Genomic DNA, 22648 nt, shown 5'->3' on the forward strand with positions numbered 1-22648 from the left:
ATGAACGCGCCCGTGGCACGGTTCTCCGCGTAGGCGTCGACCATCAGCGGGCCCGAGAGGCGTAGACGGACGGTGCCGATGTCGTTCAACGCCATCTCGGTCGCGTCGCGGTACTCGAGCGTGTCCATGTCGACGACGCCGTCGATGCCCTCGACAACGGCTCGCACGACTCGTGTCGTGTGCTTGACGCCGAAGCGCGCGCCGGGGGTCAGCGGCCGCTCGCTCATCCAGCAGATGGTCGCTTCGAGCGCGCGCGCAGTAATCGGCTGATCGTCCGGGTCGACGAGCATGTCGCCTCGTGGCACGTCGATCTCGTTTTCGAGGCGGATCGTCACGGACATTCCCGGCGTCGCCTCATCGATCGGCCCGTCGGACGTCTCGACGGACGCAACGCGCGTCGTCAGGCCAGAGGGCAGCACGAGCACGTCGTCACCCGCGCGCCATACACCACCAGCGACCTGCCCCGCGTAGCCGCGATAGTCGTGGTACTCCTCGGCCATCGGCCGGATCACCCACTGGACGGGAAAGCGGCGGTCGACGAGGTTGCGATCGCCCGAGAGCTCGATCTCCTCCAGGTGATGGAGAAGCGTACCTCCCTGCCACCAGGGCATCTGCTCGGAGGCGTCGACGACGTTGTCGCCGTGGAGCGCTGCGATCGGGATCGCGACCTCGTCCTTCACGCCGAGCATGCCGGTGAGCTCGTCCAGCTCACGCGCGATCTCGTCGAAGCGCCCCTGGTCGTAGTCGACGAGATCCATCTTGTTGACCGCGAAGACGAGGTGGGGGACAGCGAGCAGCGAGGCGATCAGAGTGTGGCGTCGAGTCTGCTCGATCACACCCTTCCGAGCATCGACGAGCACGACGGCGACGTCGGCCGTCGACGCGCCCGTGACCATGTTGCGCGTGTACTGCACGTGGCCCGGCGCGTCGGCGAGTTGGAAGCGGCGCCGCGGCGTCACAAAGCCGCGGTAGGCGACGTCGATCGTGATGCCCTGCTCACGCTCGGCCCGCAGGCCGTCCGTGAGGAGTGCGAGGTTGACGTAGCCGTCGCCGCGTCGCTCACTCGTCTCCTCGACCGCCTCCATCTGGTCGACGAACACCTGCTTCGTGTCGAAGAGTAGCCGGCCGATCAGCGTCGACTTGCCGTCGTCGACCGAGCCACACGTGACGAGGCGGAGGAGTGCGGCGGAGCCGAGCTCCTGTAGGGGCGGGACCTGTCCCGCCCTCTCGTCCGCGTCGCCGAACTCAGAAGTATCCGACACGCTTCCTGTCCTCCATCGCAGCCTCGGAGGCGCGATCGTCGGCGCGGGTCTCGCCGCGCTCCGTCACCCGGGTCGCTGCGATCTCCGCAACGACGTCGTCGAACGAGGTGGCGTGCGAGCGCACGGCACCTGTGCAGCTCATGTCGCCGACCGTGCGGAACCGCACCCACTCCTGGAATGCGACCTCGTCGTCGGCGCGCTCGATCACGTCGGAGGTGGCGTAGAGCATTCCGTCGCGCTCGAACACTTCGCGCTCGTGCGCATAGTAGATCGACGGTAGCTCGAGGCTCTCGCGGGCGACGTACTGCCACACATCGAGCTCGGTCCAGTTCGAGATCGGGAAGACGCGCACCTGCTCGCCCTTGCGGATCTTGCCGTTGTAGAGGCTCCACAGCTCGGGCCTCTGCGCACGCGGATCCCATTGGCCGAAGTCGTCGCGGAACGAGAAGATCCGCTCCTTCGCCCTCGAGCGCTCCTCGTCTCGCCGGGCGCCTCCAATCGCGGCATCGAACTGGTTCGACTCCATCGCATCGAGGAGTGTCGTCGTCTGCAGCTGGTTGCGTGAGGCGCGCGGCCCCGTCTGCTCGACGACACGGCCCCTGTCGATCGACTCCTGCACGGAGGCGACGACGAGGCGCTCGCCGAGCTCGTCGACGCGACGGTCACGGTACTCGACCACCTCGGGGAAGTTGTGCCCGGTGTCGACGTGCATCAAGGGGAAGGGGAAACGCCCGGGGCGGAACGCCTTCTCGGCGAGACGCAGGAGGACGATCGAGTCCTTCCCGCCGGAGAAGAGAAGCACCGGTCGCTCGAGCTCGGCTGCGACCTCGCGCATGATGTGGACTGCTTCGGCCTCGAGCTCGTCGAGGTGGGAACGGTGACGGCTCGTGCTCATGCGTCGGCGTGCAGCCCGCACTCGGTCTTGTCGCTTCCGGTCCAGCGTCCCTCGCGGCCCGTGCCGGGCGTGGTGCAGTGGGTGCAGCCGATCGATGAGTAGCCACGGGAGTGGAGGACGTTCACGGGCAGCTCGCGCTCCGCGACGTAGGCGTCGACTGCCGCCTCGGTCCAGTCGGCGAGCGGGTTCGCCTGCCAGAGCTCGTGGCGCTCGTCCCAGCCGAGCTTCGTCGCGTTCGCGCGCGTTGGCGACTGCTCGCGGCGCATACCCGTGATCCAGCCCTCCAGACCGCCGAGCGCGTGGCCGAGCGGGCCGACCTTGCGGATCGAGCAGCAGAGCGCGGGGTTCGACGCCCACAAAGCGTCGCCGTGGATTGCCGCCTGGCGGCCGAGCGAGGGTCCCTCGTAGACCTCGACCTTGATGCCATAGCGCTGCTCCACTTGCCGCCAGACGTCGTAGGTCTCGGGAAAGAGGACGTGCGTGTCGAGGGCGAACACGCGGGCATCCGGCTCGATGTCGAGGAGCATGTCGAGCAGGACCGACTCCTCTTTCTGGAACGAGCAGGCGAGCGAGAGGTTCGGGTGGAAGTGCTCGACCATCACACCGAGGATCTCGGGTGCGGACAGCGCCTCGGGATCGGCCGCGCCGACGAGGGTACGAAGGTCGGTCTCCATCACCCAAGACACTATCAGTAGATGAGGACTGTTTATTCGTTGCATAAGTAATACCCGCGCTCGCGATCAGAGCGGATAGAGTCGACACGTGGACGAGCTTCCTGGGGGTCTCCTGCGGGTAACGATGCCGCTGCCTATGAGGCCCGACCACGTCCACTGCTACCTCGTTCCGGTGGAAGACGGATACATGCTTGTCGATACAGGGCTCGGGCTGCCGGATGCGAAGGAGACATGGGCCGCCGTCCTCGACAATCTCGACGCACCCGTCGTGACGACGTTTCTGACGCATTTCCACCCGGATCACCTCGGTGCCGCAGCCGACGTCCGCGCGTTGACGGGCGCACGCACCGTGCAGGGGAGTGTCGATGCGGAGCAGACGCGGATCGTCTGGGAGAACGATGCGTGGTCGGATCGGTTGGCCGAGTGGTTCCAGCGCAACGGTGTCCCCGAGGGCGTCACAGAGGAGCTGATCGGCCAGGGCGCGCGGTACCGACCGTTCATCAGGCCCGTGTCGGACACGGAGCTCGTTGCCGATGGAGAGCTGCTGCACGGGTGGGCGCTCGTCGGCGCGGCGGGCCACGCCGACGGCCAGTTGACGCTGCTGAAGGATGGCGTCCTGATCGCCGCCGATCACCTGCTCGCCCGTATCACCCCGACCGTGGGGCTCTGGCCCGAGAGTCGACCCGATCCGCTCGGTGACTACATCCAGGCGCTCGAGCGAACGATCGAGCTCGAGCCCACGATCGCCTACGGGGGGCACGGAGAAGCCGTTACGGACCCCGTCGGCCGGTCGCGTGAGCTGATCGCGCACCACGAGGAGCGTCTACGTCTCGCAGCGTCTGCGCTCCGGGCCGAGCCTCGGACCGGATACGAGGTGTCGTATCCGCTCTTTGGCGTCGATCTCGGGCCGGCCGCCCGAAGGTTTGCCGTCGCGGAGACGCTTTCCCACCTCGAACGGCTCGTCCGCGACGGGAGAGCCGAGCGTCACGACGCGGTCGACGGTGGGCACGTCGGCGTCGTCTCCTATACTGCCGCGCAGTAGTGCGCGACCTTCCTTCCAGTACCGAGGCTCCGGAGACCGGGGCATGACGGTTTCACTCGAGCTGCTCGGCGTTGCCCTGCTCATCCTGCTCAACGGTTTTTTCGTCGCCGCCGAGTACTCGCTCGTCACGGTCCGGCGCACGAGGCTGAAGGAGCTCGCAGACGAGGGAAGCCGTCCGGCGCGTGCAGTGATGAAGATCACGAGCGATCCGCCGCATTTCATCGCGGCAATGCAGCTCGGTGTCACGCTCACCTCGCTCGCGATCGGCGCAATCGGCGAAGCGGTGCTCTCGGAGCTGTTCGGGATCTACCTCGGCACGTTCTTCGCCGTCCTGCTCGCGTTCCTGATCATCACATTCATGCATGTCGTCGTCGGTGAGCTCGTTCCCAAGGGGCTTGCCCTCAGCTACGCGGAACGTATTGCGCTCGGCGTTTCGGTTCCGGTGCGCGCGTTCTTCTTCGTGTTCAAGCCGGTCATCTGGTTCCTGCAGCGCTCGAGCGACGGCGCTCAGCGCGCGATCGGTATCGATCCCGCCAAGACCGAGGGCGAGGCCCACTCGGAGGCAGAGCTGAGGATGCTGCTCGAGATGTCGACCGCGCACGGCGAGATCGAACAGGGCGAGCGCGAGATGCTCTACAAGGTCTTCGACTTCGCCGACAAGGAGGCATCGGACGTCATGGTGCCTCGGCCCGATGTGGTCGGAATCTCGATCGAAATGGCCCCTGAGGAGGCTCTCCGCGCAGTGCTCGAGTCGCCGTACACCCGCTACCCGGTCTTCCGGGAGTCGCTCGACGAGATCGTCGGGATCCTCCACGTTCGTGACCTCGTGTCGGCGCTGCATGACAGCACGATCGCCGAGGTCGAGCTCGCAGCATTGCTCCGTCCCGCCTACGTCGTTCCCGAGACCAAGGATCTGGCTGCGCTTCTCGCCGAGTTCCGGCGTACGAACCAGCACATGTCGGTCGTTGTCGACGAGTACGGATCGACCGTCGGCGTTGTCACGCTCGAGGATCTGCTCGAGGAGATCGTCGGAGAGATCGAGGACGAGTTCGACCTACCCGACGAGTCCGTCGAGCGCGTCGACGAGACGACGATCCGGATCGACGGCACGTTCCCGATCGACGACTTCAACGAGGAGTTCGGGACGGCGCTCGAGCACGAGGACTACCACACGGTTGCCGGGTACGTCTTCGACCAGATCGGGCGTGCCGCTGCACCGGGTGACGAGGTGCTGACCGACGGCCTACGGATCGCTGTGGTCGAGGTCGAAGGATCGCGGATCCAGCGCCTCGAGGTGCAGTTCCTGTCAACGCCCGCGTCCGACGGCGCGGAAGGCGAGGCGGCGTAGACCGCAAGCGTTCGTCTGCGGGGCCGGGCGACTCGCCGCTCCGGCATCGCGATTTCGTCCTCTTCCTCGGCGTCATGCTCGCGTCGGGTTTTGCGATCGAGATGTCGTTCGTCGCGATCGGCTGGCAGGTGTACGCCGTTCGGAGCAATCCGCTCGACCTCGGGCTCGTGGGGCTCGCGATGTTCATCCCGCTCCCGTTGCTCGCGCTCCCTGCAGGGCATCTCGCCGATCGCTTCCCACGACGCACATTGCTCGCGATAGCGATCGCCCTCGAGACTGCGATCATGCTGGGACTGCTCGCCGTCACGCGCGGGGGTGCCGACGAGACGTGGCCGTTCTTCCTGCTCGCCTTTGCGACAGGAGTCGCCGCGGCACTCGGTGCTCCCGCTTCTCGCGCGCTCACGCCGTCACTCGTGCCGCGCGAGATCCTCGTTCGGGCGCTCGCACTTCGATCGGTGGTATTCCAGGCCTCGGTGATCGTCGGGCCGGCCATCGGGGGTCTTCTCTTCGCCCTGCATTCCGAGCTCGTGTACGGGATCGCCGCTCTGCTCTCGGTGATCGCGCTGCTCGCGACGATGTTTCTGCGGGCCGGGCGCGACCCGGTCGGCGGTTCCTCACCCGACCTCGCGAGCGTGCTCGGAGGCGTGGCACTCGTACGGCGCACGCCCGTCCTCTCTGGCGCGATCTAGCTCGATCTCTTCGCAGTGCTGTTCGGCGGCGCGGTCGCGTTGCTCCCGGTGTTCGCGAAGGACGTCCTGGAAGTCGGCCCCGCAGGGCTCGGCGTTCTGCGGGCCGCTCCGGCAGTGGGTGCGCTCGGTGCCGCGATCGTGATGACCCGTTGGCCGGTACGCCGAAGGGCGGGGAAGACGCTCCTTCTCGTCGTCGGGCTCTACGGCGTCACCATCGTCGTTTTCGGGCTCTCGCAGACGATGTGGCTGTCACTGCTCGCCCTCGTCGCCGGTGGGGCCGTCGACATGGTCAGCGTGGTGCTGCGGCAGACGATCCTGCCGCTCGTTACGCCCGACGAGCTCCTCGGGCGTGTGAATGCAGTCGAGATGGTCTTCATCAGCGCGTCGAACGAGCTCGGGGCGTTCGAGTCCGGCGTTGCGGCGGCGCTCGTCGGCGCCGTCCCTGCCGTCGTGATCGGAGGAGTTGTGACGATCGCGATCGCCGTGACGTGGTCGCGCTTCTTCCCGGCGCTCGCACAGGTCGACCGGTTGGACGATCTTCGGCCCGCCGCGGCGGACACGGCCTGAAGAGCGTCTTGCGGTGACACCCGGCGAACGACGGACGATCAGGCGACACCGCGCCGACCCCGACCGGCGGCTCGACGAGATGATCGAGCGCTACCGGTCGCCCGGGCGCACGAGCCCCGACTCGTAGGCGACGACGACCGCCTGCGTGCGGTCGCGGAGGTCGAGCTTCTGCAGGATGTGGGCGACGTGCGTCTTGACGGTGTGCTCGCTGACGACGAGCTCGGCGGCGATCTCTGCGTTCGTCAAACCTCGTGCGACGAGGCGGAGCACCTCGACCTCACGTGACGTCAACGCCTCGACGGCGGGCGGCGGCGCGGCGTTGCCGTCACGGCGCGAGAACTCCTCGATCAGCCGTCGCGTCACCGACGGGGCGAAGAGCGAACCGCCCGTAGCAATCACCTGAATCGCCGAGACGAGCTGTTCTTCCGGGGCGTCTTTGAGGAGAAACCCGCTCGCGCCGGCGCGAAGTGCGCCGTAGACGTACTCGTCAAGATCGAAGGTCGTCAGTACGAGTATTCGTGGGCTCGATTCGCTCGTGACGATGCGGCGCGTCGCCTCGATCCCGTCCATGACCGGCATGCGGATGTCCATCAGGATTACGTGGGGCGAGAGCTCCTGCGCGCTCGTCACGGCCTCGGCGCCGTTGCCCGCCTCGCCGACCACCTCGATCCCGACTTCGGCTTTGAGAATCATCCGGAAACCAGCCCGTACGAGCGACTGGTCGTCGACGAGGAGGACGCGGATCATCGGTCACTCGCATACGGCAGGCGCGCCCGGACGGCAAAGCCGCCGTTCGTCTGGCGGCCGGCCTCGAGCTGACCCCCGACGACCGATACTCGCTCGCGGATCCCAACGAGGCCGTAGCCGCCTACGTCTCCGTTGCCGGTGCCTCTTCCGTCGTCGCTGACGTCGACCTCCAGGACTTCGGCTGTATAGCGCAGATGCACACGCGCGCTCGCCGGCCCCGCGTGCTTGAGGGCGTTCGTCAGCGCCTCCTGGACGACCCGGTACGCCGAGAGGTCGACCCCGGGAGGCAGTTCGACAGGCTCGCCCTCGATGGAAACCTCAACGGGCAGCCCGGCCGCTCGCACCTGATCCACGAGGTGATCGAGCTCCGAGAGCGTTGGCTGCGGTGCGAGCGCGAGTTCGTCGTAGCTTTCACGCAGCAGGCCGACGAGGCGCCGCATCTCGACGAGCGCCTGCTCGCCCGTGTGCTCGATCGTGTCGAGCGCACCGCGCGTCTCCTCGGGTTCTGTGTCGAGCAGTCGCCTGCCGCCGCGGGCCTGCAGAACAATCACGCTGATTGCATGGGCTACGACGTCGTGCAATTCGCGCGCGATGCGAGCGCGCTCGTCGACGATCGCCGCCTCGGCGGCGTCGCGTTCGTGTCGCATGAGCGTCTCGCCGAGTCGGCGGCGCTGGACGACGTAGCCGGCGAGCCATGGTGCGCCGAAGAGGAGCGTGAAGAAGATGATGCCGTTTAGTGCCAGTCCGTCTGGATCGGTGATGAGCACCACGACTCCGAAGACGACCGTTATTGCTCCTGCAGCCCAAGCTCGACGGCCCGACGTATGGGCGCCGCCGTTGTAGACGACGAGTAGCACGATCAGGCCGAACGCCTCGACATCGAGCACACGCTTTGGCAACCACTGGCCCATCACACCGACGGCCAGAAGGACGAGCATCAACGTGAGCGGCATCCGAACGCGAAGTGCCAATGGGACGAGCAACGCAAGCGCCCCTGCAACCGCGAGGGCCGTGTTTGCGCGCGAGATGTCGAGCAAGAGAACCTGGACGATCATCAGCGCGACGAGCCCAGTGGCAAGGACCCGGTCGCCGTAGCGGAGATTCAGCTCGGGGATGCGCTGCAACACGGTTAGAAGGTACGCGGTGGGAGGTCGCAGCGCTATCGGCCGCAAGAGCGATCCGCTGTGACTAGATCACCCAGGAGAGTGAGCGAGGATCGCCGGGCGTGGCGATGACGGGCGGTTCGCCGGGGCGTAGCTTCGGGAGGTCACCAACGATGGAGGTACTTCCGATGCGACTCAGGATCCTGTTCACCGTTCTCGGCATCGCCGCACTCGCCGCGTCTGGCCTCAGCGCTGCGGCACCGGGAACCGCAAGCGCCCCCGTCACAGTCGACGCCGTCGACTACGCGTACGCGATGCCGACCACGGTCAAGGGAGGCGTCGTCGCGATGCGGTTCCGCAACAAGGGAAGGGAGTTGCACGAGTTCGCGTTCGGGCGGATCGACCCGGGCCACACGTTGGCCGAGGCGCGACGCTCTTTCGAGACGGGCAAGGATACACCGTGGCTCCACGATCTCGGGGGGCCTGGGCTGCTGACACGGGGTTCCGAGATCGAGATCACCCGGGTACTTCGGCCCGGGACGTACTTCTTTCTCTGCGGGATTCCGGATCACAAGGGTGTGTCACACCTCGAGCGAGGGATGCTGCGCTCGTTCACCGTCGTCGGCGACTCGGGCCGGAAGCTTCCGGCGGCTAACGCGGTCATCACGGCTGGGAAGAGGCGATTCTTCGTGCCGCAGCTCTCTGCCGGCTCGCAGACGATCGAGCTGCGCAATCGTGCCGGAGCGGGTCGTGGGTTCCAGTTGACCTCAATCAATCCCGGAAAGACAGAGGCTGACGTCAACCGGTGGGCCAAGGCGATCGAGACGACGGGCAAGCAGCCGCGCGGTCCGATGCCTTTCACGATCCTTGGTGCCATGCAGACGATTCCGAGTGGGACGTCCGTCTACCTCAAGCTCGATCTCGAGGCGGGAAGGTCGTACCACCTCTCCGACGACGAGTCGGGGATCGAGGCGGATTTCACGCCGCGCTGAGGTCGCGCCATGCGAGGAGCGGCGGGTCTGCTCAGCGGCGAGAGCCGCGCAGCAGGCCTGCCGCGCCGATGTTCCTGATCGAGGCATCGACAATCTCGATCGGGTGGAGTGCCGGCAGCGGGCTACCGACCCGGCGCAGCGCAGTTGCGACCTGGACGAGACAGCCCGGGTTCGCGCTTGCGTACACCTGCGCGTGCGTCGCGAGCACGTGGCCGGCCTTGCGGTCGCCGAGCTGCCGCGCAGCGTCGGCCTGCGTGATGTTGTAGATCCCGGCGCTGCCGCAGCAGATGTCCTGCTCCGCCGGCTCGATCACCCTCAGCCCCGGAATCCGGTGCAGCGAGGTCACGGAAGAGACCGGCAGCCGTTGCGCGTGGCGGAGATGACACGAATCCTGCATCGCCACGGTCAGGTTCAACGGATGCCGGGGTACGCGCGGCTCGACATCGGCGAGGAACTCGCCGAGATCGCGGACGCGTGTCGAGAATTCGGCGGCTCGCCCAGCCCAGGCCGGGTCGTCACCGAGGACGTGGCCGAGCTCCTTGAGGTGCGAGCCGCAGCCCGAGGTGTTCACGATCACGGTCTCGACGCCGTCGAACGACTCGATAATCCGGCGGGCGAACGCACGGCCCTCGTCGCCGCGGCCCGCATGCATCGAGAGCGCGCCGCAGCAGCCCTGCGGCGGCGCCACAACCTCGTAGCCGTCGGCCGCGAGCACCCGCGCCGTCGCCGCGTTGACGGTTCCGAACACCACGGACTGCACGCAACCTGTGAGAATGCCTACACGCCCGCGGGTCTCGCCACTCGCGGGCGTAACTTCCTTCGGCTTCTCGGTCGAGCGCCACGGCGGCGCAATCTCCGTCATCGCCCCGAGCCGACCGGGCAGCGGCAACGTGCGCCCGAGCGGGGCGAGGCGCAGAGCCGGCCCCATCCGGTTCGGATAGGGGAGGAGCTTGAACAGCGCGCCGCGCACGAAACGGTCGCCGAACGAGCGCCTGGTCGTCGTCTCGACCGTCTCGCGCGTCGCCTCGATCAGCTTCTCGTACTGCACGCCCGAGGGGCATGCGGTGACGCACGCCATGCACCCGAGGCACTTGTCGAAGTGCCCGACGACGGTCTGGTTGAGGGTGATCGTGCCGTCGAGGTGAGACTCCATCAGCTGGATCCGGCCGCGGGGCGAGTCCATCTCTTCGCTCCAGAGGAGGTACGTCGGGCAGGTAGGCAGGCAGAAGCCGCAGTGGACGCAGTCGCTTGTCAGGGAGCGGAGGACGTCGGGCGCGGCGCTCACGAGAGCACCTCGAGGGGGTCGAAGCGCTCACGTACGCGCTCCTCGAGCGAGAGAACAGGGGTTGGGGTCGCGACGTCTGTCGGCGTCGGGAGGTACGCGATTCCGGCGGCGGGGCGAACCAGGGCCGCGGCACGGGTCGCGAGGAATGCTCCCAGCTCTCCCGGCGCGAACCATGACCGGCCCAGGGACACCGCCTGCTGCTCCCGCGACGCGTCCCAGATAGACGCATCGACCTCGGCGCCCCCGACGAGGGCCTTCGTCGACTCGACCTGGGCGGCGACCGCCGCCGCGCCGCCCTCGAAGAGAACCGCGACGCGACCCGGGTGGAGGATGTCGACTGCACTCGGAACGAGCTGGGATCCGAGTAGCGCAGCGACAATGGACGCTGCGTCGGTCGTCTCGACGACCACCGTTGCGGCCGCGATGGGAGCGTGGTGGAGGCGCAGGCTGACCCGGCCGATGAACGCCAGCCGTCCGCGCGAGCCGCACACGAGCTTGCCGAGGTCGTAGCCGGCGACGTTCTTCACGACCTTCCCGCCTGCGTTCACGATCGTGCCGTCGGCGAGGACGAGCGTGACGCCGAGGACGAGGTCGCGGGGCGCCCCGAATCGATGGCGCAGCGGTCCCGAGAGATTGTCGGCGAGGCAGGCACCGATCGTTGGGTCGCCCGGAGGGTCGAGAGACAGACGTTGGCCCAGAGGGGCGAGCGCCGCCGCAAGGGCCGAGAGCCGGATCCCGGCCTCGACCGTGCAGGTCAGGTCGCCAGCCTCGTGCTCGAGGACGGCGCGCATCCCGCCGGCGTCGAGATCGCTGCCGATCCGCACCTTGCCGCGCTCCGCGGAGGCAGCCTGCAGGACAGCGGCTGCCTCCGCGAGGCTAGAAACGCTCGGCAAGGCCGATCATCTCCAGCGGGTGCTGTCGGTACGGGCCAGGCACCTCGCCGCAGAGGCGTGGCGTCGGGATCACCTTGCCGGGGTTCGCGATCCCGTCCGGGTCGAACGCGCGCCGCAGCCGCTCGAATGCCTCGAGATCGCGTTCGGAGAACATCTTCGGCATCGAACAGGCCTTGTCGACGCCGACGCCGTGCTCGCCCGTGAGTGAGCCGCCTGCGTCGAGGCACGCTCCGAGGATCGCTTCGGCGAGGACCTTGGCCGCCTCCGTCTCACCCTTCGCGGCGTCGTAGAGCACGAGCGGGTGGAGGTTCCCGTCGCCCGCGTGGAAGACGTTGCCGACCTGCAGGCCGTGTTCGCGGGACAGCTCGCCGATCCGCCGCAGAACCTCCGGTAGCTTCGTGCGCGGGACAACGCCGTCCTGCACGTAGTAGTCGGGCGACATCCGGCCCATCGCTGGGAACGCCCCCTTTCGGCCGAGCCAGAGCAGCGCCCGCTCGGCGTCGTCGTGGGCGACCCGCACCTCGAAGGCGCCGCACTCGCGGCAGATGCGATCCACCGACGCCGTGTCCTCCCCGACCTGAACGGTGATCCCGTCCAGCTCGACGAGGAGAAGCGCCTCGGCGCCCTCGGGGTAGTTGGGGTGATACGCCTGCTCCGCAGCGACGATCGTCAGCCGGTCCATCATCTCGATCGCGGCCGGCAGGATCCCCGCCGAGACGATTGCCGAGACGGCCTCACCGGCCGCGTCGATCGAGGGGAACGCCGCGAGTTGCGTCGTCACCGCCTCTGGCTTCCGCAGGATCCGGAGCGTGATCTCGGTGGCGATCCCGAGGGTACCCTCGGATCCGATGAACGCCCCCATCAGGTCGGGGCCGTCCGGGTCGAGAGCCTTGCCACCGAGCTCGACCACCTCGCCGTCGGGAAGCACGACCGTGAGTCCTGTGACGTGGTTCACGGTGAAGCCGTTCTTGAGACAGTGCGCGCCTCCCGAGTTCTCCGCAACGTTGCCCCCGATCGTGCACACCTGCTGGCTCGACGGGTCGGGGGCGTAGAAGAACCCGTCGGCGGCAACGGCCTTGCTCACGTCGAGGTTCGTGACGCCAGGCTCGACGACGATGCGCTGCGAGGGGATGTCGACCTCGAGAATCCGTTTCATCCGGGCGAGCGAGATGACGATGCCCTCTGCGACAGGGAGCGCGCCGCCAGAGAGGCCGGTGCCGGCACCGCGGGCGACGAACGGGACCTGCTCGCGGGCACAGATCTGCACGATTCTCTGCACCTCCGCAGTCGAGCCGGCGAGGACTACGAGTTCGGGCATCGCTCGCCAGCCGGTGAGGCCGTCGCAGTCGTACGTGCGGAGCTGCTCGGGCTCGCTGATCAAATGGTCGGCGCCAACAGCGGCCTCGAGCTCGGCGCGAACGGCGTCGGAAAGCGGCATTCCCCGAGTCTACTCAGCGCCGAAAACGGTGTGGAATCAACGATCGATTATCGCGGGTTCGGTCGGCGCGGCCCCGGGCGGTCGCGTAGGATCGACGGCATGATTCCTATCGATCGTCCCGGCAAGATCATCTGCGTTGGTCTCAACTACAAGGACCACGCCGAGGAGCAGGGAGTCGACCTTCCCAAGGCTCCTCTGTTCTTCGCGAAGTACACGACCTCGCTCATCGGTCCCGGCGATGCGATCGTGATCCCCTCGGTCGTGGAGCAGTGCGACTATGAGGCCGAGCTCGGCGTCGTAATCGGCCAGACGGTCAAGAATGTCTCGAAAGAGAGCGCCTTCGAGGCCGTGCGTGGCTATCTCGTTGCAAACGACGTCTCGGCCCGTGATCTGCAGTTTGCGGACGGTCAGTGGACCCGCGGCAAGTCACCCGACACGTTCTGCCCGGTCGGCCCGCTCGTTCCCGCCTCGGAGGTTCCCGACCCGCACGCGCTGCGGATCCGCGCCATCGTCTCGGGAGAGACGCTCCAGGACTCGACGACCGCCAACCTGATCTTCGGGATCGACGAGATCATCAGCTACGCCTCACGCACCTCGACGCTCGAGGCCGGCGACCTGATTCTCACCGGCACGCCGGCGGGCGTCGGCGTCTTCCGCGATCCGAAGCGTCTGCTGCAGCCGGGTGACACGGTCACGATTCAGATCGACGGTGTCGGTGAGATTACCAACCCGGTGATCGCCGGTTAAGCCGGTGGTCTGATGGCGGTCATCTCGCGCACCGTCCTCCGGGAGCAGGTCAAGGACGTCCTGTTGCAGCGGATAGCGAGCGGTGAGCTCGAGCCTGGCGAGCGGCTCGTCGAGACGAGGATCGCACAGGAGCTCGGCACGAGCCAGGCGCCCGTGCGCGAGGCCCTCCGTGATCTCGAGCTGCTGCGACTCGTCGAGTCAGAGCCGTTCCGCGGCTCGCGGGTCCGCAAGTTTGGCGAGGAGGAGATGACCGAGGTCTATCCCGTCCGCGCTTCGCTGGAGGAGCTCGCGGCGCGTCTTGCAACGGTCAACCTCGACGGCGACGTGAAGGCCCTCGAGGTCGAGCTGGAGGCGATGAAGAAGGCGGTCAAACGGGATGACACGAAGTCGCTCGTGGAGCACGACGTCGCGTTCCATCGGCTAGTCGTCGAGGCAGCCGGGAATTCGGTGCTCCGCCAGTGCTGGGAGTCGCTCGGCGTCGAGAGCCGGATCACGATCTCGCTGTACGGCACCTACATGGATCCTACGCTGGCCGCCGAGCGCCACGCCAAGCTGATCGACGCCATCCGTTCGGGCAACGCATCAGCTGCTGCCCGCGAGGGCCGAAAGCACGTCGAGGTTTCGGCTCGGCTCATGCGCAGTCATTTCGACGCCGCCAGGAAATGACCGTCGTTCTTGCAGTGACGTGGGTGGCGAAAGACGGTGAGAGCGATGCCGTCGCGGAGCTGCTACGCAAGCTGATGCCGCTCTCACGCGCCGAGCCCGGATGCCTGCAGTACGACGCGCACCGCGACCCGGACGACCGGAACGCGTTCTTCCTGTTCGAGCGCTATGCCGACCAGGAGGCGTTCGAGGCTCACGGGGCGAGTTCCCACTTTCGCGAGCTCGTGCTCGAGCAGGCGCTGCCGCTCCTCGCCTCGCGGCAGCGGCACCTGTTGACGCCGCTCGTCTAGTGAGGCTTGCTGCAACGTGAGACCCGGAATGATCGTTGCAGCAAGCCCCACTGTGATGGTCGCTGGCAAGCGGCCCTTCCCGAGCCGGGGTTTTTCGAGTGCAGCGCCTCCTCACGGGCCGCGCGCATGACGAACCGAGCCAATGCGACCCTGATCGCGCTCTTCCTTGCCGCGCTGACGCTGCGTCCGCAGATAGTGGGCGTCGGGCCTCTCATCCCTTCGATCCAGAATGCATTCGGGACGTCACATGCCGTTGTCGGTCTCCTCGGGACGATCCCGGTGCTCTGCATGGGGCTGTTCGCCCCCGTGGCCGCCTACCTCGCGGCGAAGATCGGAACGCGGCGGGCGATGACGATCGGGCTCGCCCTCATCGGCGTCTTCGGAATTCTCCGGGCGACGGTGCCGTCGGCCTGGCTCGTGGTTCTCCTGACGTGGCCGGTCGGAATCGGAATGGGGCTCGGGAACGCGCTCGCGCCGATCTCCGTGAAGGAGCATTTCGAGAAGCGGCCCGCAACGGGTACCGGGGTCTACACGACCGGGATCCAGATCGGCTCGACGAGCTCGGCCGCTCTCGCGGTCCCTCTGGCTGCGTGGTTTGGTGGGTGGCGGGGCGCTCTGATCGCGATCTCGTGCGTTGCGTTGTTCTCGCTCGTTGCCTGGGTGATCCTGACCCGGGGGGAGGAGCCGCACGCTGCTCCGGCGGCAACCGTGCCTCGGCTGCCGTGGCGCAGCGGCACGGCGTGGCTCCTCGTCGCGATCTTCGCGTTGATGGGCTCCGCCTATTACGGGCTCAACGCGTGGCTTCCGGACGCGTACGCCGAGCGTGGGTGGACGGCGGGCGAGGCTGGGGTGTTGCTCGCGATGATGAATCTGACCGCGATCCCCGCATCATTTCTCATTCCCTGGCTTTCGGATCGCACTGGCCGCCGCAGCCCGTTTCTCCTCGGCCTCAGCTGCTTCTTCATCACGGGCTCGGTCATTCTCGTGGCCGCTCCGGGAATCGCGTATCTCGGCTCTCTGCTCGCGGGAATTGCGCAGGGCGGCCTGTTTGCCCTCGTGATGACTTTGCCGCTCGACTTCGAGCGCACGCCTGCGAGAGTCGGAGCACTCGTCGCGATGATGCTCGGACTCGGGTACACGATCGCCGCAACCTCGCCCTTCGTCCTGGGAGCGATCCGCGACGTGACGGGCTCATTCGATGCTGTGCTCTGGGTCGCCGCGGCGTTCCTGATGGCGCAGTTCTTCGCCTTGCTGGCACTCACGCGCAGGCATCCGTCGGCCAGACCCGTCTGAGCGCGATCAAACCGTAGGCTCGTTGGCGCCGGCGTCGCGCGCCACAGGCTCGCCTTGCTTTAACCAGGCGCCTTCACGGGTGCATCAGTGCGCTGCGGCGCGCCGGAAGTGCGCCACGGTCGCCGCCACTCCGTCGACGAGCGAGGTACGCGGGAACGGCCCCACGTCGCGATCGAACCCAACGGCCTCCATCGCCGGCGGGAATGGAAGTCGGTCACCGTCCCACGTGATCTCGGCCCCCGGAACCTCCGACTGGATGGCCGCAACGATGTCGCCGACGTCGGCCAGGGCGCCGGGTGTGTTGTAGACCCCGGTCGTACCGTCCGTCGAGTGCGCAGCCATGAGACACGCTCGCGCGACGTCGGGGACGAAGTCGTAGACAGCGTCGCCCGAGAAGCCGATGTGGAACGGCTCGCCGCGGACGGCGGCGAGCATCGCCATCGTCGGGCCTGACGTCATGCCCTGGTCGCGGCCCGGCCCGTAGACGACGTAGGGCCGGAGGCCGATCGACGGGACGCCCGACTCCGCCCGGTAGACGCGTGCAACTCCCTCGTCCGCGAGCTTCGAGACGCCGTACAGCGTCGCGGGGCGCGTCCCGCCGGCCTCCGGCGCGGGAGAGGCGTCCGACGGGTTATAGACGGCGGCCGAGCTCGCGTACGTCACCGAGGGAATGCGGTCGAGCCGGCGTGAGACTGCGTCGAAGACATTGACGGTGCCGGCGACGTTGACGTGCATCCCGAGCGGGGGGTTGGCGCGGACGAACGGAACCTGAAGCGCAGCGAGGTGGACGACACGCGTGATCTCGTGCTCGTCGAACGCACGCTCGACGGCAGCAAGGTCGGTGATATCGCCCTTCACGAGCGAGACCGACGATTCGTCGTAGCCGAGTACGAGCTCGAGTCGCGCGCGGTTCTCGCCCAGATCGAAGCCCACCACCTCGTCACCGTCATCGAGGATGCAGCGGGCAACCCAGGCGCCGAGGCAGCCGAGAGCTCCTGTAACCAGGACTCGTTCAGCCAAGGGGCGCGTCCTGGTAGACCGTGACCGTCTCCGTGTAGAACTCCATCGCGGCGCGGCCCTGCTCGTGCGGGCCCCAGGCCGAATTCTTGAGCCCGCCGAAGGGGACGTGAACGTCCGCGCCGGCGGTCTGGGAGTTGATGTGGAGGATGCCGGCCTGGAGCTCGTTCGCGAACCGCTGGGTCGCGTGCAGGTCGCGGGTGAAGATCGCGGCGGACAGGCCGAACTCGACCGCGTTGGCACGTCCGAGCGCCTCGTCGAGGGTCGAGAAGCGATAGAGGGAGGTGACAGGCCCGAAGACCTCCTCGCAGGAGAGAAAGGCGTCGTCCGCCACGTTCTCGAAGACGGTGGGCGCTATCAGGTACCCCCTGTCGTCCGCGCGAACGCCTCCGGCGGCAACGGTGCCACCCTCACCCTTGCCGCGCTCGATTGCGGTCATGATCTCCTCGAACGGCCCTGCTGCAACGACGGGGCCAACCTCGGTCACCGGGTCGGCCGGATCGCCGACCTTCGCGGCAGCGATGCGCGCGAGGAGCCTCTCGCGGAACGCGTCGTAGACGGCGTCCTGGACGAGGATTCGTCGCGTGGCGGTGCACTTCTGACCTGCCGACCAGAAGGCCCCCGCGAACGCCGCCTCCGTGGCACGGTCGAGCTCTGCGTCTGCCATCACGATGAAGGGGTTGTGGCCGCCCAGTTCGAGTTGGACGCGGCAGTTCCGCGCCGTCGCCTCGTTCCGCACCGCGTGGCCGACGGCGACCGACCCGGTGAACGAGAGCGCGCGCACGTGGCGATTCGAGACGAGCTCTGCGCCGACGGTCGAGCCCGAGCCCGTGACCACGTTCAGCACCCCGGCCGGCAGTCCCGCCTCGGCGAAGCACTCGGCGATGTGGAGACCGGTGCGCGGGGCCTCGAAGCCGAGCTTGAGCACGACCGTGTTCCCGTAGATGAGAGCGGGTGCCAGCTTCCACACCGGGATCGCAACGGGGAAGTTCCACGGCGTGATCAGCCCGACGACGCCGAGCGGACGCCGGCGCGTGTAGAGCGTCTGGTTCCCGACGGAAGGCTCGTAGACCTCGCCCGCCGGTCGATACGCCTCGCCGGCCGAGTAGCGGAGGATCGTTGCCGCGCGCGCCGACTCCATGCGAGCCTCCCGCAGCGGCTTTCCCATCTCGGCGGTCATGTCCTGCGCTATCTGCTCCACCCGCGCTTCGATCGCGTCAGCCGCCTTGAAGAAGAAGGCGGCCCGCGCAGGGGCGGGAAGCGCCGACCAGGAGGGGAAGGCGTCGACCGCTGCCTCGACGGCGGCGATCGCATCGTCGGCGATCGACGCGGCGTAGACACCGGTGACCTCATCGGGCCGCCACGGGTTGCGCTTCTCGTAGCTCTCGCCAGAGGCGCTCGCGCTCCACTTGCCCCCGATGAAGTTGCGGAAAGTCGTCGCGGAAACCGTCTCGGTCATCGGTGGTTCGTCCTCTCGGGAATGTCGGCAGCGCGCACGACGGGGTTTGTCAACGTGCCGATCTCGGGCACGTGAATCGAGACGATGTGACCCGGGAGGAGGGTGAAATCATCGGGTGGCACGAGCCCCGTGCCGGTGAGCAGCACGCTTCCCGGCGGCACCGGGTTGTCACGGACGAGCCAGCTGACGAGATCGGGAAATGTCCGCTTCATGTTCGCCGTCGAGGTCGATCCCTCGAACAGCATCGCTCCGTGCTCGTCGTGGATCGTCATCTCGATCGCGAGCGAGGCGTCCCAGTCCTCCGGCACGTAGACGGCCGGGCCGAGAGCGCACGCGGCGGCGAAGACCTTCGCCTGGGGGAGATAGAGCGGATTCGCACCCTCGATGTCACGCGACGAGACGTCGTTCCCGATCGTGTACCCGACGATCGAGTGGTCGTCGCCGAGCACGACTCCGATCTCGGGCTCCGGGACGTTCCACGTCGCGTCCGAGCGGATCGCAATCGGCTCTCCCGGCCCGACGGTGCGGCGGCACTGCGCATCCTTGAGGAAGAGCTCGGGCCTGTCGGCGTCGTAGACGAGCGCGTAGACGTCGCTGCCGGACTCCTCGATCCGCGCATCGCGGCTGCGCTCGTACGTCACGCCGGCACACCACACTTCGGGCGGATCGACCGGGCGGAGGAGTGTCGCCGGAGCCTCGAGCGTGAGGGTTCGCTCGTCGACGAGGAACGCGCGCGAACCGTGTGGTGATTCGACACAAAGCCGCCCGTCGTGGTGGACGACCGCCCCTTCGTGGATCACGCCGTCGCCGGACTCGAAGCGCACGCGTCGCATCAGGCGATCTGCCCTGTCGACGACGGCACCATTCGAAGCGTGAACCTGTAGGGGAGATGGCGGAGCCTCTCCCGGGAACGGCCACGGAGGTCCGATGCCTCGGGGGCAAGCGAGCGTGACGGTGTGAAGGCCCGCACTAGTAGACGGCGCGGCCGCCGGAGATGTCGTAGGTGGCGCCCGTCGAGAACGAGCATTCCTCGCTCGCAAGCCAGCAGATCAGCGCGGCGACCTCCTCGGCCTTGCCCATGCGGCCCATCGGAATCTTCTCCACCATGTAGTCGACGTGCTCCTGCGACATGTCGCCGAGCATGGCCGTTTCGATCACGGCTGGCGCGACGCAGTTGACGGACACCCCGGTGCGCGCGAGATCCTTTCCCACCGCCTTGGTGAGGGCGATCACTGCCGCCTTCGACGCGGAGTACGCAGCGGCCATCGGGTTGCCTTCCTTACCGGCGATCGAGGCGACGTTGACGATACGGCCGTAACCGCGCTCGACCATGCCCGCCGTGACGGCCCGGTTGCACCAGAAGACGCCGTCGGTGTTGATCGCCATCACGCGGCTCCATTCCTCGTCACTCACGTCCTTCGTGCGGAGCGAGTTTCCGGAGACGCCGGCAGAGCAGACGAGGATGTCGATAGGGCCGAGCTCGGCGGTTGCTCGTGTAACTGCTGCCTCGACGTCAGCGGAGGCAGAGACGTCTCCGGAAAGGGCGACTACACCCTCGGTGGTAGGGGCATGGAGATCGAAAGCAGCCACCTTCGCTCCCTCGGCGAGTAGGCGGCTGACGGTCGCAGCCCCGATGCCGCTCGCAGCGCCGGTGACGAATGCGACGCGGCCAAAGAATCGATGATCGTTTGTCATGGGCCTCAGCCTATAAAGTTTCGGGGATGAGTTTCGACCCAACCGTCGACTACCCACTCGGATCCCGGCGTCCCGACCTCGTCGAGACCCCGTCCGGCCTCGCGCTCGACGATGTCACGCTCGAGGCCGCGCGCGCCGGGGCGCTCGTTGCGTCCGACGTCCGGGCGACACATGCGACGCTGCGACGGCAGGCGGAGGTGGCCCGGGCGACGGGGCGGACGCAGCTGGCCGACAACCTCGATCGTGCAGCGGAGCTCGCTCGCATCCCCGACGAGGAACTGTTGGAGATCTACACGGCGCTGCGGCCGGGACGGTCGACCGCAGCGGAGCTCGACGAATGGGCGCGACGGCTGGACGGATGGGCGGCGCCGCTGACGGCTGCGTTTGTTCGCGAGGCCACGGCAGCGTACGTCGAGCGGGGGCTTGTCGGTGCCTGAGGCACCGAACGCGGGCGGGTCGGCTCGCTTCGCGTCCCGCGCGGAGAAGGAGCTCCGCCGCGAGACGCTCGTTACGCCTCTCCCCGAACTCGGACTCGTCGCCGCGAACGGCCCGAACGATCCGGAACCCGAGCTCGTCGTCGAGAACGGTGTGGTCGTCCGCATGGATGGTCGTGCCGCGGCCGAGTTCGACGTCATCGATCGCTTCCTCGTGGCGCACGGCCTCGACCTCGAGGTCGCCGTCGAGGCGATGGCTCTCTCGGATCTCGACGTTGCACGAAAGCTCGTCGACGTCGACGTCCCGCGTGCCGAGAGCGTCAGGATGGCGCGAGGGTTGACGCCCGCCAAGCTTGCGCGCGTCGCAGGGCTACTCGACCCCGTCGAGCTCATGTTCGCCCTCAAGAAGCTGCGTGCCCGCCGGGCGCCCGCAAACCAGGCGCACGTGACCAACCTGAAGGAGAGCCCTGCGCTTCTCGCCGCCGATGCTGCCGAGGCTGCGGCGCGGGGATTTGCCGAGATAGAGACCACGGTCGGGGTAGCGCGCTACGCGCCGCTCAACGCGATTTCGCTCCTCGTCGGATCCCAGACCGGGCGCCCTGGTGTCATGACCCAGTGCGCGGTCGAGGAACGCCGCAACCTCGAGCTCGCCGTCAACGGTCTCGTCACCTACGCCGAGACGCTCTCGGTGTACGGCACCGAGCAGGTCTTCGTCGACGGTGACGACACGCCCTGGTCGAAGTCGTTCCTCGGAGCTGCGTACGCGTCGCGGGGAGTGAAGGTGCGTTTCACGTCGGGCACGGGGTCGGAGGCGCTCATGGGGCACACGCAGGGGATGTCGATGCTCTACCTCGAGGCGCGGTGCATCTCGGTCGTGCGCGCTGCCGGCTCGCAGGGGGTGCAGAACGGCTCGATCTCCTGCGTCGCGCTCGTGCTGTCGCTCCCCGGGGGGACACGGGCGATCCTCGCGGAGAACGTGATCGCGGCCTGGCTCGACCTCGAGGTCGCATCCGGGAACGATGCGATCGCCTCGCACTCCGCGATCCGGAAGACCGCCAAGCTGATGGGGCAGTTCCTTCCCGGAACGGACTTCGTCACGTCGGGTTACTCGGTGATGCCGCGCCACGACAACACGTTTGGCGGCGGCAACTATGACGCCGACGATCTCGACGAGTGGATGACGATCCAGCGGGACTGGCAGGTCGACGGTGGGATCGAACCGGTCGGTGAGGCCGAGGTGACGCGCGTCCGCGAGCGGGCGGCCCGCGCGATCCAGGCTGTGTTCGCCGAGCTCGGCCTACCCGAGATCAGCGACGAAGAGGTGGTCGCAGCAACGATCGGTTATGACGCGAGTGACATGCCGGATCGCGATCGCGCCGCGGATGTCGCTGCGGCTGACGCCGCTCTGGGTCGGAAGGTCTCGGGGCTCGATGTCGCCCTCGCTCTCGACAGACGCGGATTCGAAGATGTGGCGCGCGCGGTGGTCGACATGCAGCGGCAGCGCGTCTCCGCCGACTACCTCCAGACGTCGGCAGTGATCGACAAGGACGGGACCGTTCGCTCAGCAGTCAACGACCCCAACGCATACACCGGTCCGGGGACGGGCTATCGGCTCGAAGGGGCTCGTTGGGAGGCCCTGCAGGCGCTCCCGCACGTGATCGACGCTGCAACGCTCGGAACGGGCGCCCGCACCGTGCAGCCGATCGTCGTCGAGGGAGACGATGCGGCAGTGGGTACCGATGCGACCGAGGTCGTGATTGCCGTCGGACCCGCCTTTTCGGGAACGATCCGCGAGACGATCAACGGGCTCGATCACGGCGACGTGCTCGCTGCGATCGTCGACGGCGTCGCCGAGGGCGGTGGGAGCCCGCGAATCGTCCGCGTGCGCCGCGTCGCAGACGTCGCGTTCATTGCGCACGATGGAGCACGGCTCTCGGGGTCGGGGATCGCACTCGGGATCCAGTCCAAGGGAACGGCGGTGATCCACCGCGTCGACCTGCAGCCTCTCGACAACCTCGAGCTCTTCGGGATGTCGCCGCTCTACTCGCTCGAGAGCTATCGAGCGATGGGTCGGAACGCCGCCGGCTACGCACTCGGGAACCGTGTCGGGCCCGT

Annotated in this window: 21 protein-coding genes and 1 pseudogene; 10 read left to right on the forward strand and 12 right to left on the reverse strand. The window is 67.7% G+C overall.

What is annotated here, in order from left to right:
• The 3 genes from ABIR74_RS12960 to ABIR74_RS12970 form a co-directional block, all read right to left on the reverse strand.
• Positions 1-1133 (reverse strand): GTP-binding protein (locus ABIR74_RS12960; protein ID WP_348178832.1); only part of this gene is annotated, 1133 nt, incomplete at its 3' end.
• A 112-nt stretch (positions 1134-1245) separates the two neighbouring features.
• Positions 1246-2157, reverse strand: coding sequence for a sulfate adenylyltransferase subunit CysD (cysD, locus tag ABIR74_RS12965; protein WP_348178793.1), 912 nt, complete (start codon positions 2155-2157; stop codon positions 1246-1248).
• The gene (locus ABIR74_RS12970; protein WP_348178834.1) at positions 2154-2831 is read right to left on the reverse strand and encodes a phosphoadenylyl-sulfate reductase; all 678 of its coding nucleotides are present in this window, start codon (positions 2829-2831) and stop codon (positions 2154-2156) included. The genes cysD and ABIR74_RS12970 overlap by 4 nt, the downstream gene beginning before the upstream one ends.
• An 88-nt stretch (positions 2832-2919) precedes the next feature.
• On the opposite strand from ABIR74_RS12970, the gene ABIR74_RS12975 reads away from it, so the two are divergent.
• The 3 genes and pseudogenes from ABIR74_RS12975 (at position 2920) to ABIR74_RS12985 (ending at position 6477) form a co-directional block, all read left to right on the forward strand.
• Positions 2920-3873 (forward strand): MBL fold metallo-hydrolase, encoded by a 954-nt coding sequence (locus tag ABIR74_RS12975; RefSeq protein ID WP_348178795.1) that lies wholly within the window; start codon positions 2920-2922, stop codon positions 3871-3873.
• A gap of 43 nt (positions 3874-3916) precedes the next feature.
• Positions 3917-5221: a hemolysin family protein gene (locus ABIR74_RS12980; protein WP_348178797.1), complete on the forward strand. Its 1305-nt coding sequence runs from the start codon at positions 3917-3919 to the stop codon at positions 5219-5221.
• Positions 5146-6477, forward strand: a pseudogene (locus ABIR74_RS12985) (MFS transporter). The gene ABIR74_RS12980 and the pseudogene ABIR74_RS12985 overlap by 76 nt, the downstream one beginning before the upstream one ends.
• Positions 6478-6567: 90 nt before the next feature.
• Here the strand turns inward: ABIR74_RS12985 and ABIR74_RS12990 are convergent.
• Complete coding sequence (locus ABIR74_RS12990; protein WP_348178799.1) at positions 6568-7224, reverse strand: response regulator transcription factor; 657 nt, start codon at positions 7222-7224, stop codon at positions 6568-6570.
• On the reverse strand, positions 7221-8351 hold the full coding sequence (locus tag ABIR74_RS12995) for a sensor histidine kinase (RefSeq protein ID WP_348178801.1): 1131 nt from the start codon (positions 8349-8351) through the stop codon (positions 7221-7223). Before ABIR74_RS12995 ends, ABIR74_RS12990 begins: the two co-directional genes overlap by 4 nt.
• A gap of 164 nt (positions 8352-8515) precedes the next feature.
• On the opposite strand from ABIR74_RS12995, the gene ABIR74_RS13000 reads away from it, so the two are divergent.
• Entirely contained in the window at positions 8516-9319 is an 804-nt protein-coding gene (locus ABIR74_RS13000; protein WP_348178803.1) for a hypothetical protein, read from the forward strand.
• A gap of 31 nt (positions 9320-9350) precedes the next feature.
• On the opposite strand, the gene ABIR74_RS13005 is transcribed toward ABIR74_RS13000, so the two are convergent.
• From ABIR74_RS13005 to ABIR74_RS13015, 3 genes are read right to left on the reverse strand one after another with little or no spacing between them, the layout of a single operon-like run.
• On the reverse strand, positions 9351-10604 hold the full coding sequence (locus ABIR74_RS13005) for a heterodisulfide reductase-related iron-sulfur binding cluster (RefSeq protein WP_348178805.1): 1254 nt from the start codon (positions 10602-10604) through the stop codon (positions 9351-9353).
• Entirely contained in the window at positions 10601-11497 is an 897-nt protein-coding gene (locus ABIR74_RS13010) for an FAD-binding protein (protein ID WP_348178807.1), read from the reverse strand. Before ABIR74_RS13010 ends, ABIR74_RS13005 begins: the two co-directional genes overlap by 4 nt.
• Entirely contained in the window at positions 11481-12935 is a 1455-nt protein-coding gene (locus tag ABIR74_RS13015; protein WP_348178809.1) for an FAD-linked oxidase C-terminal domain-containing protein, read from the reverse strand. The genes ABIR74_RS13010 and ABIR74_RS13015 overlap by 17 nt, the downstream gene beginning before the upstream one ends.
• Positions 12936-13034: 99 nt before the next feature.
• On the opposite strand from ABIR74_RS13015, the gene ABIR74_RS13020 reads away from it, so the two are divergent.
• The 4 genes from ABIR74_RS13020 to ABIR74_RS13035 all read left to right on the forward strand — a co-directional run bounded on the left by ABIR74_RS13020 (position 13035) and on the right by ABIR74_RS13035 (position 15928).
• Positions 13035-13682: a fumarylacetoacetate hydrolase family protein gene (locus tag ABIR74_RS13020; protein WP_348178812.1), complete on the forward strand. Its 648-nt coding sequence runs from the start codon at positions 13035-13037 to the stop codon at positions 13680-13682.
• Between the two features lie 12 nt (positions 13683-13694).
• Entirely contained in the window at positions 13695-14348 is a 654-nt protein-coding gene (locus tag ABIR74_RS13025; RefSeq protein ID WP_348178814.1) for a GntR family transcriptional regulator, read from the forward strand.
• Positions 14345-14635: a putative quinol monooxygenase gene (locus ABIR74_RS13030; RefSeq protein WP_348178816.1), complete on the forward strand. Its 291-nt coding sequence runs from the start codon at positions 14345-14347 to the stop codon at positions 14633-14635. Before ABIR74_RS13025 ends, ABIR74_RS13030 begins: the two co-directional genes overlap by 4 nt.
• Positions 14636-14761: 126 nt before the next feature.
• On the forward strand, positions 14762-15928 hold the full coding sequence (locus ABIR74_RS13035) for an MFS transporter (RefSeq protein ID WP_348178818.1): 1167 nt from the start codon (positions 14762-14764) through the stop codon (positions 15926-15928).
• An 84-nt stretch (positions 15929-16012) separates the two neighbouring features.
• Here ABIR74_RS13035 and ABIR74_RS13040 read toward each other — a convergent pair whose 3' ends face one another.
• From ABIR74_RS13040 to ABIR74_RS13055, 4 genes are all read right to left on the reverse strand, one after another.
• On the reverse strand, positions 16013-16948 hold the full coding sequence (locus tag ABIR74_RS13040) for an NAD(P)-dependent oxidoreductase (protein WP_348178820.1): 936 nt from the start codon (positions 16946-16948) through the stop codon (positions 16013-16015).
• Complete coding sequence (locus ABIR74_RS13045; RefSeq protein WP_348178822.1) at positions 16941-18404, reverse strand: aldehyde dehydrogenase family protein; 1464 nt, start codon at positions 18402-18404, stop codon at positions 16941-16943. The genes ABIR74_RS13040 and ABIR74_RS13045 overlap by 8 nt, the downstream gene beginning before the upstream one ends.
• Positions 18401-19237 carry a fumarylacetoacetate hydrolase family protein gene (locus tag ABIR74_RS13050; protein ID WP_348178824.1) on the reverse strand — a complete coding sequence of 279 codons (837 nt, stop codon included), beginning with the start codon at positions 19235-19237 and terminating at the stop codon, positions 18401-18403. Before ABIR74_RS13050 ends, ABIR74_RS13045 begins: the two co-directional genes overlap by 4 nt.
• A 136-nt stretch (positions 19238-19373) precedes the next feature.
• Positions 19374-20099, reverse strand: coding sequence for an SDR family oxidoreductase (locus ABIR74_RS13055; RefSeq protein ID WP_348178826.1), 726 nt, complete (start codon positions 20097-20099; stop codon positions 19374-19376).
• Between the two features lie 26 nt (positions 20100-20125).
• Between ABIR74_RS13055 and ABIR74_RS13060 the strand changes: the two genes are divergently transcribed.
• Positions 20126-20536, forward strand: a complete 411-nt coding sequence (locus ABIR74_RS13060) for a diol dehydratase small subunit (RefSeq protein WP_348178828.1) — start codon at positions 20126-20128, stop codon at positions 20534-20536.
• Positions 20529-22648 (forward strand): propanediol/glycerol family dehydratase large subunit (locus tag ABIR74_RS13065; protein ID WP_348178830.1); only part of this gene is annotated, 2120 nt, incomplete at its 3' end. The genes ABIR74_RS13060 and ABIR74_RS13065, both read left to right, overlap by 8 nt.

It is taken from the genome of Gaiella sp., from assembly GCF_039915195.1.
GTDB lineage: Bacteria > Actinomycetota > Thermoleophilia > Gaiellales > Gaiellaceae > Gaiella.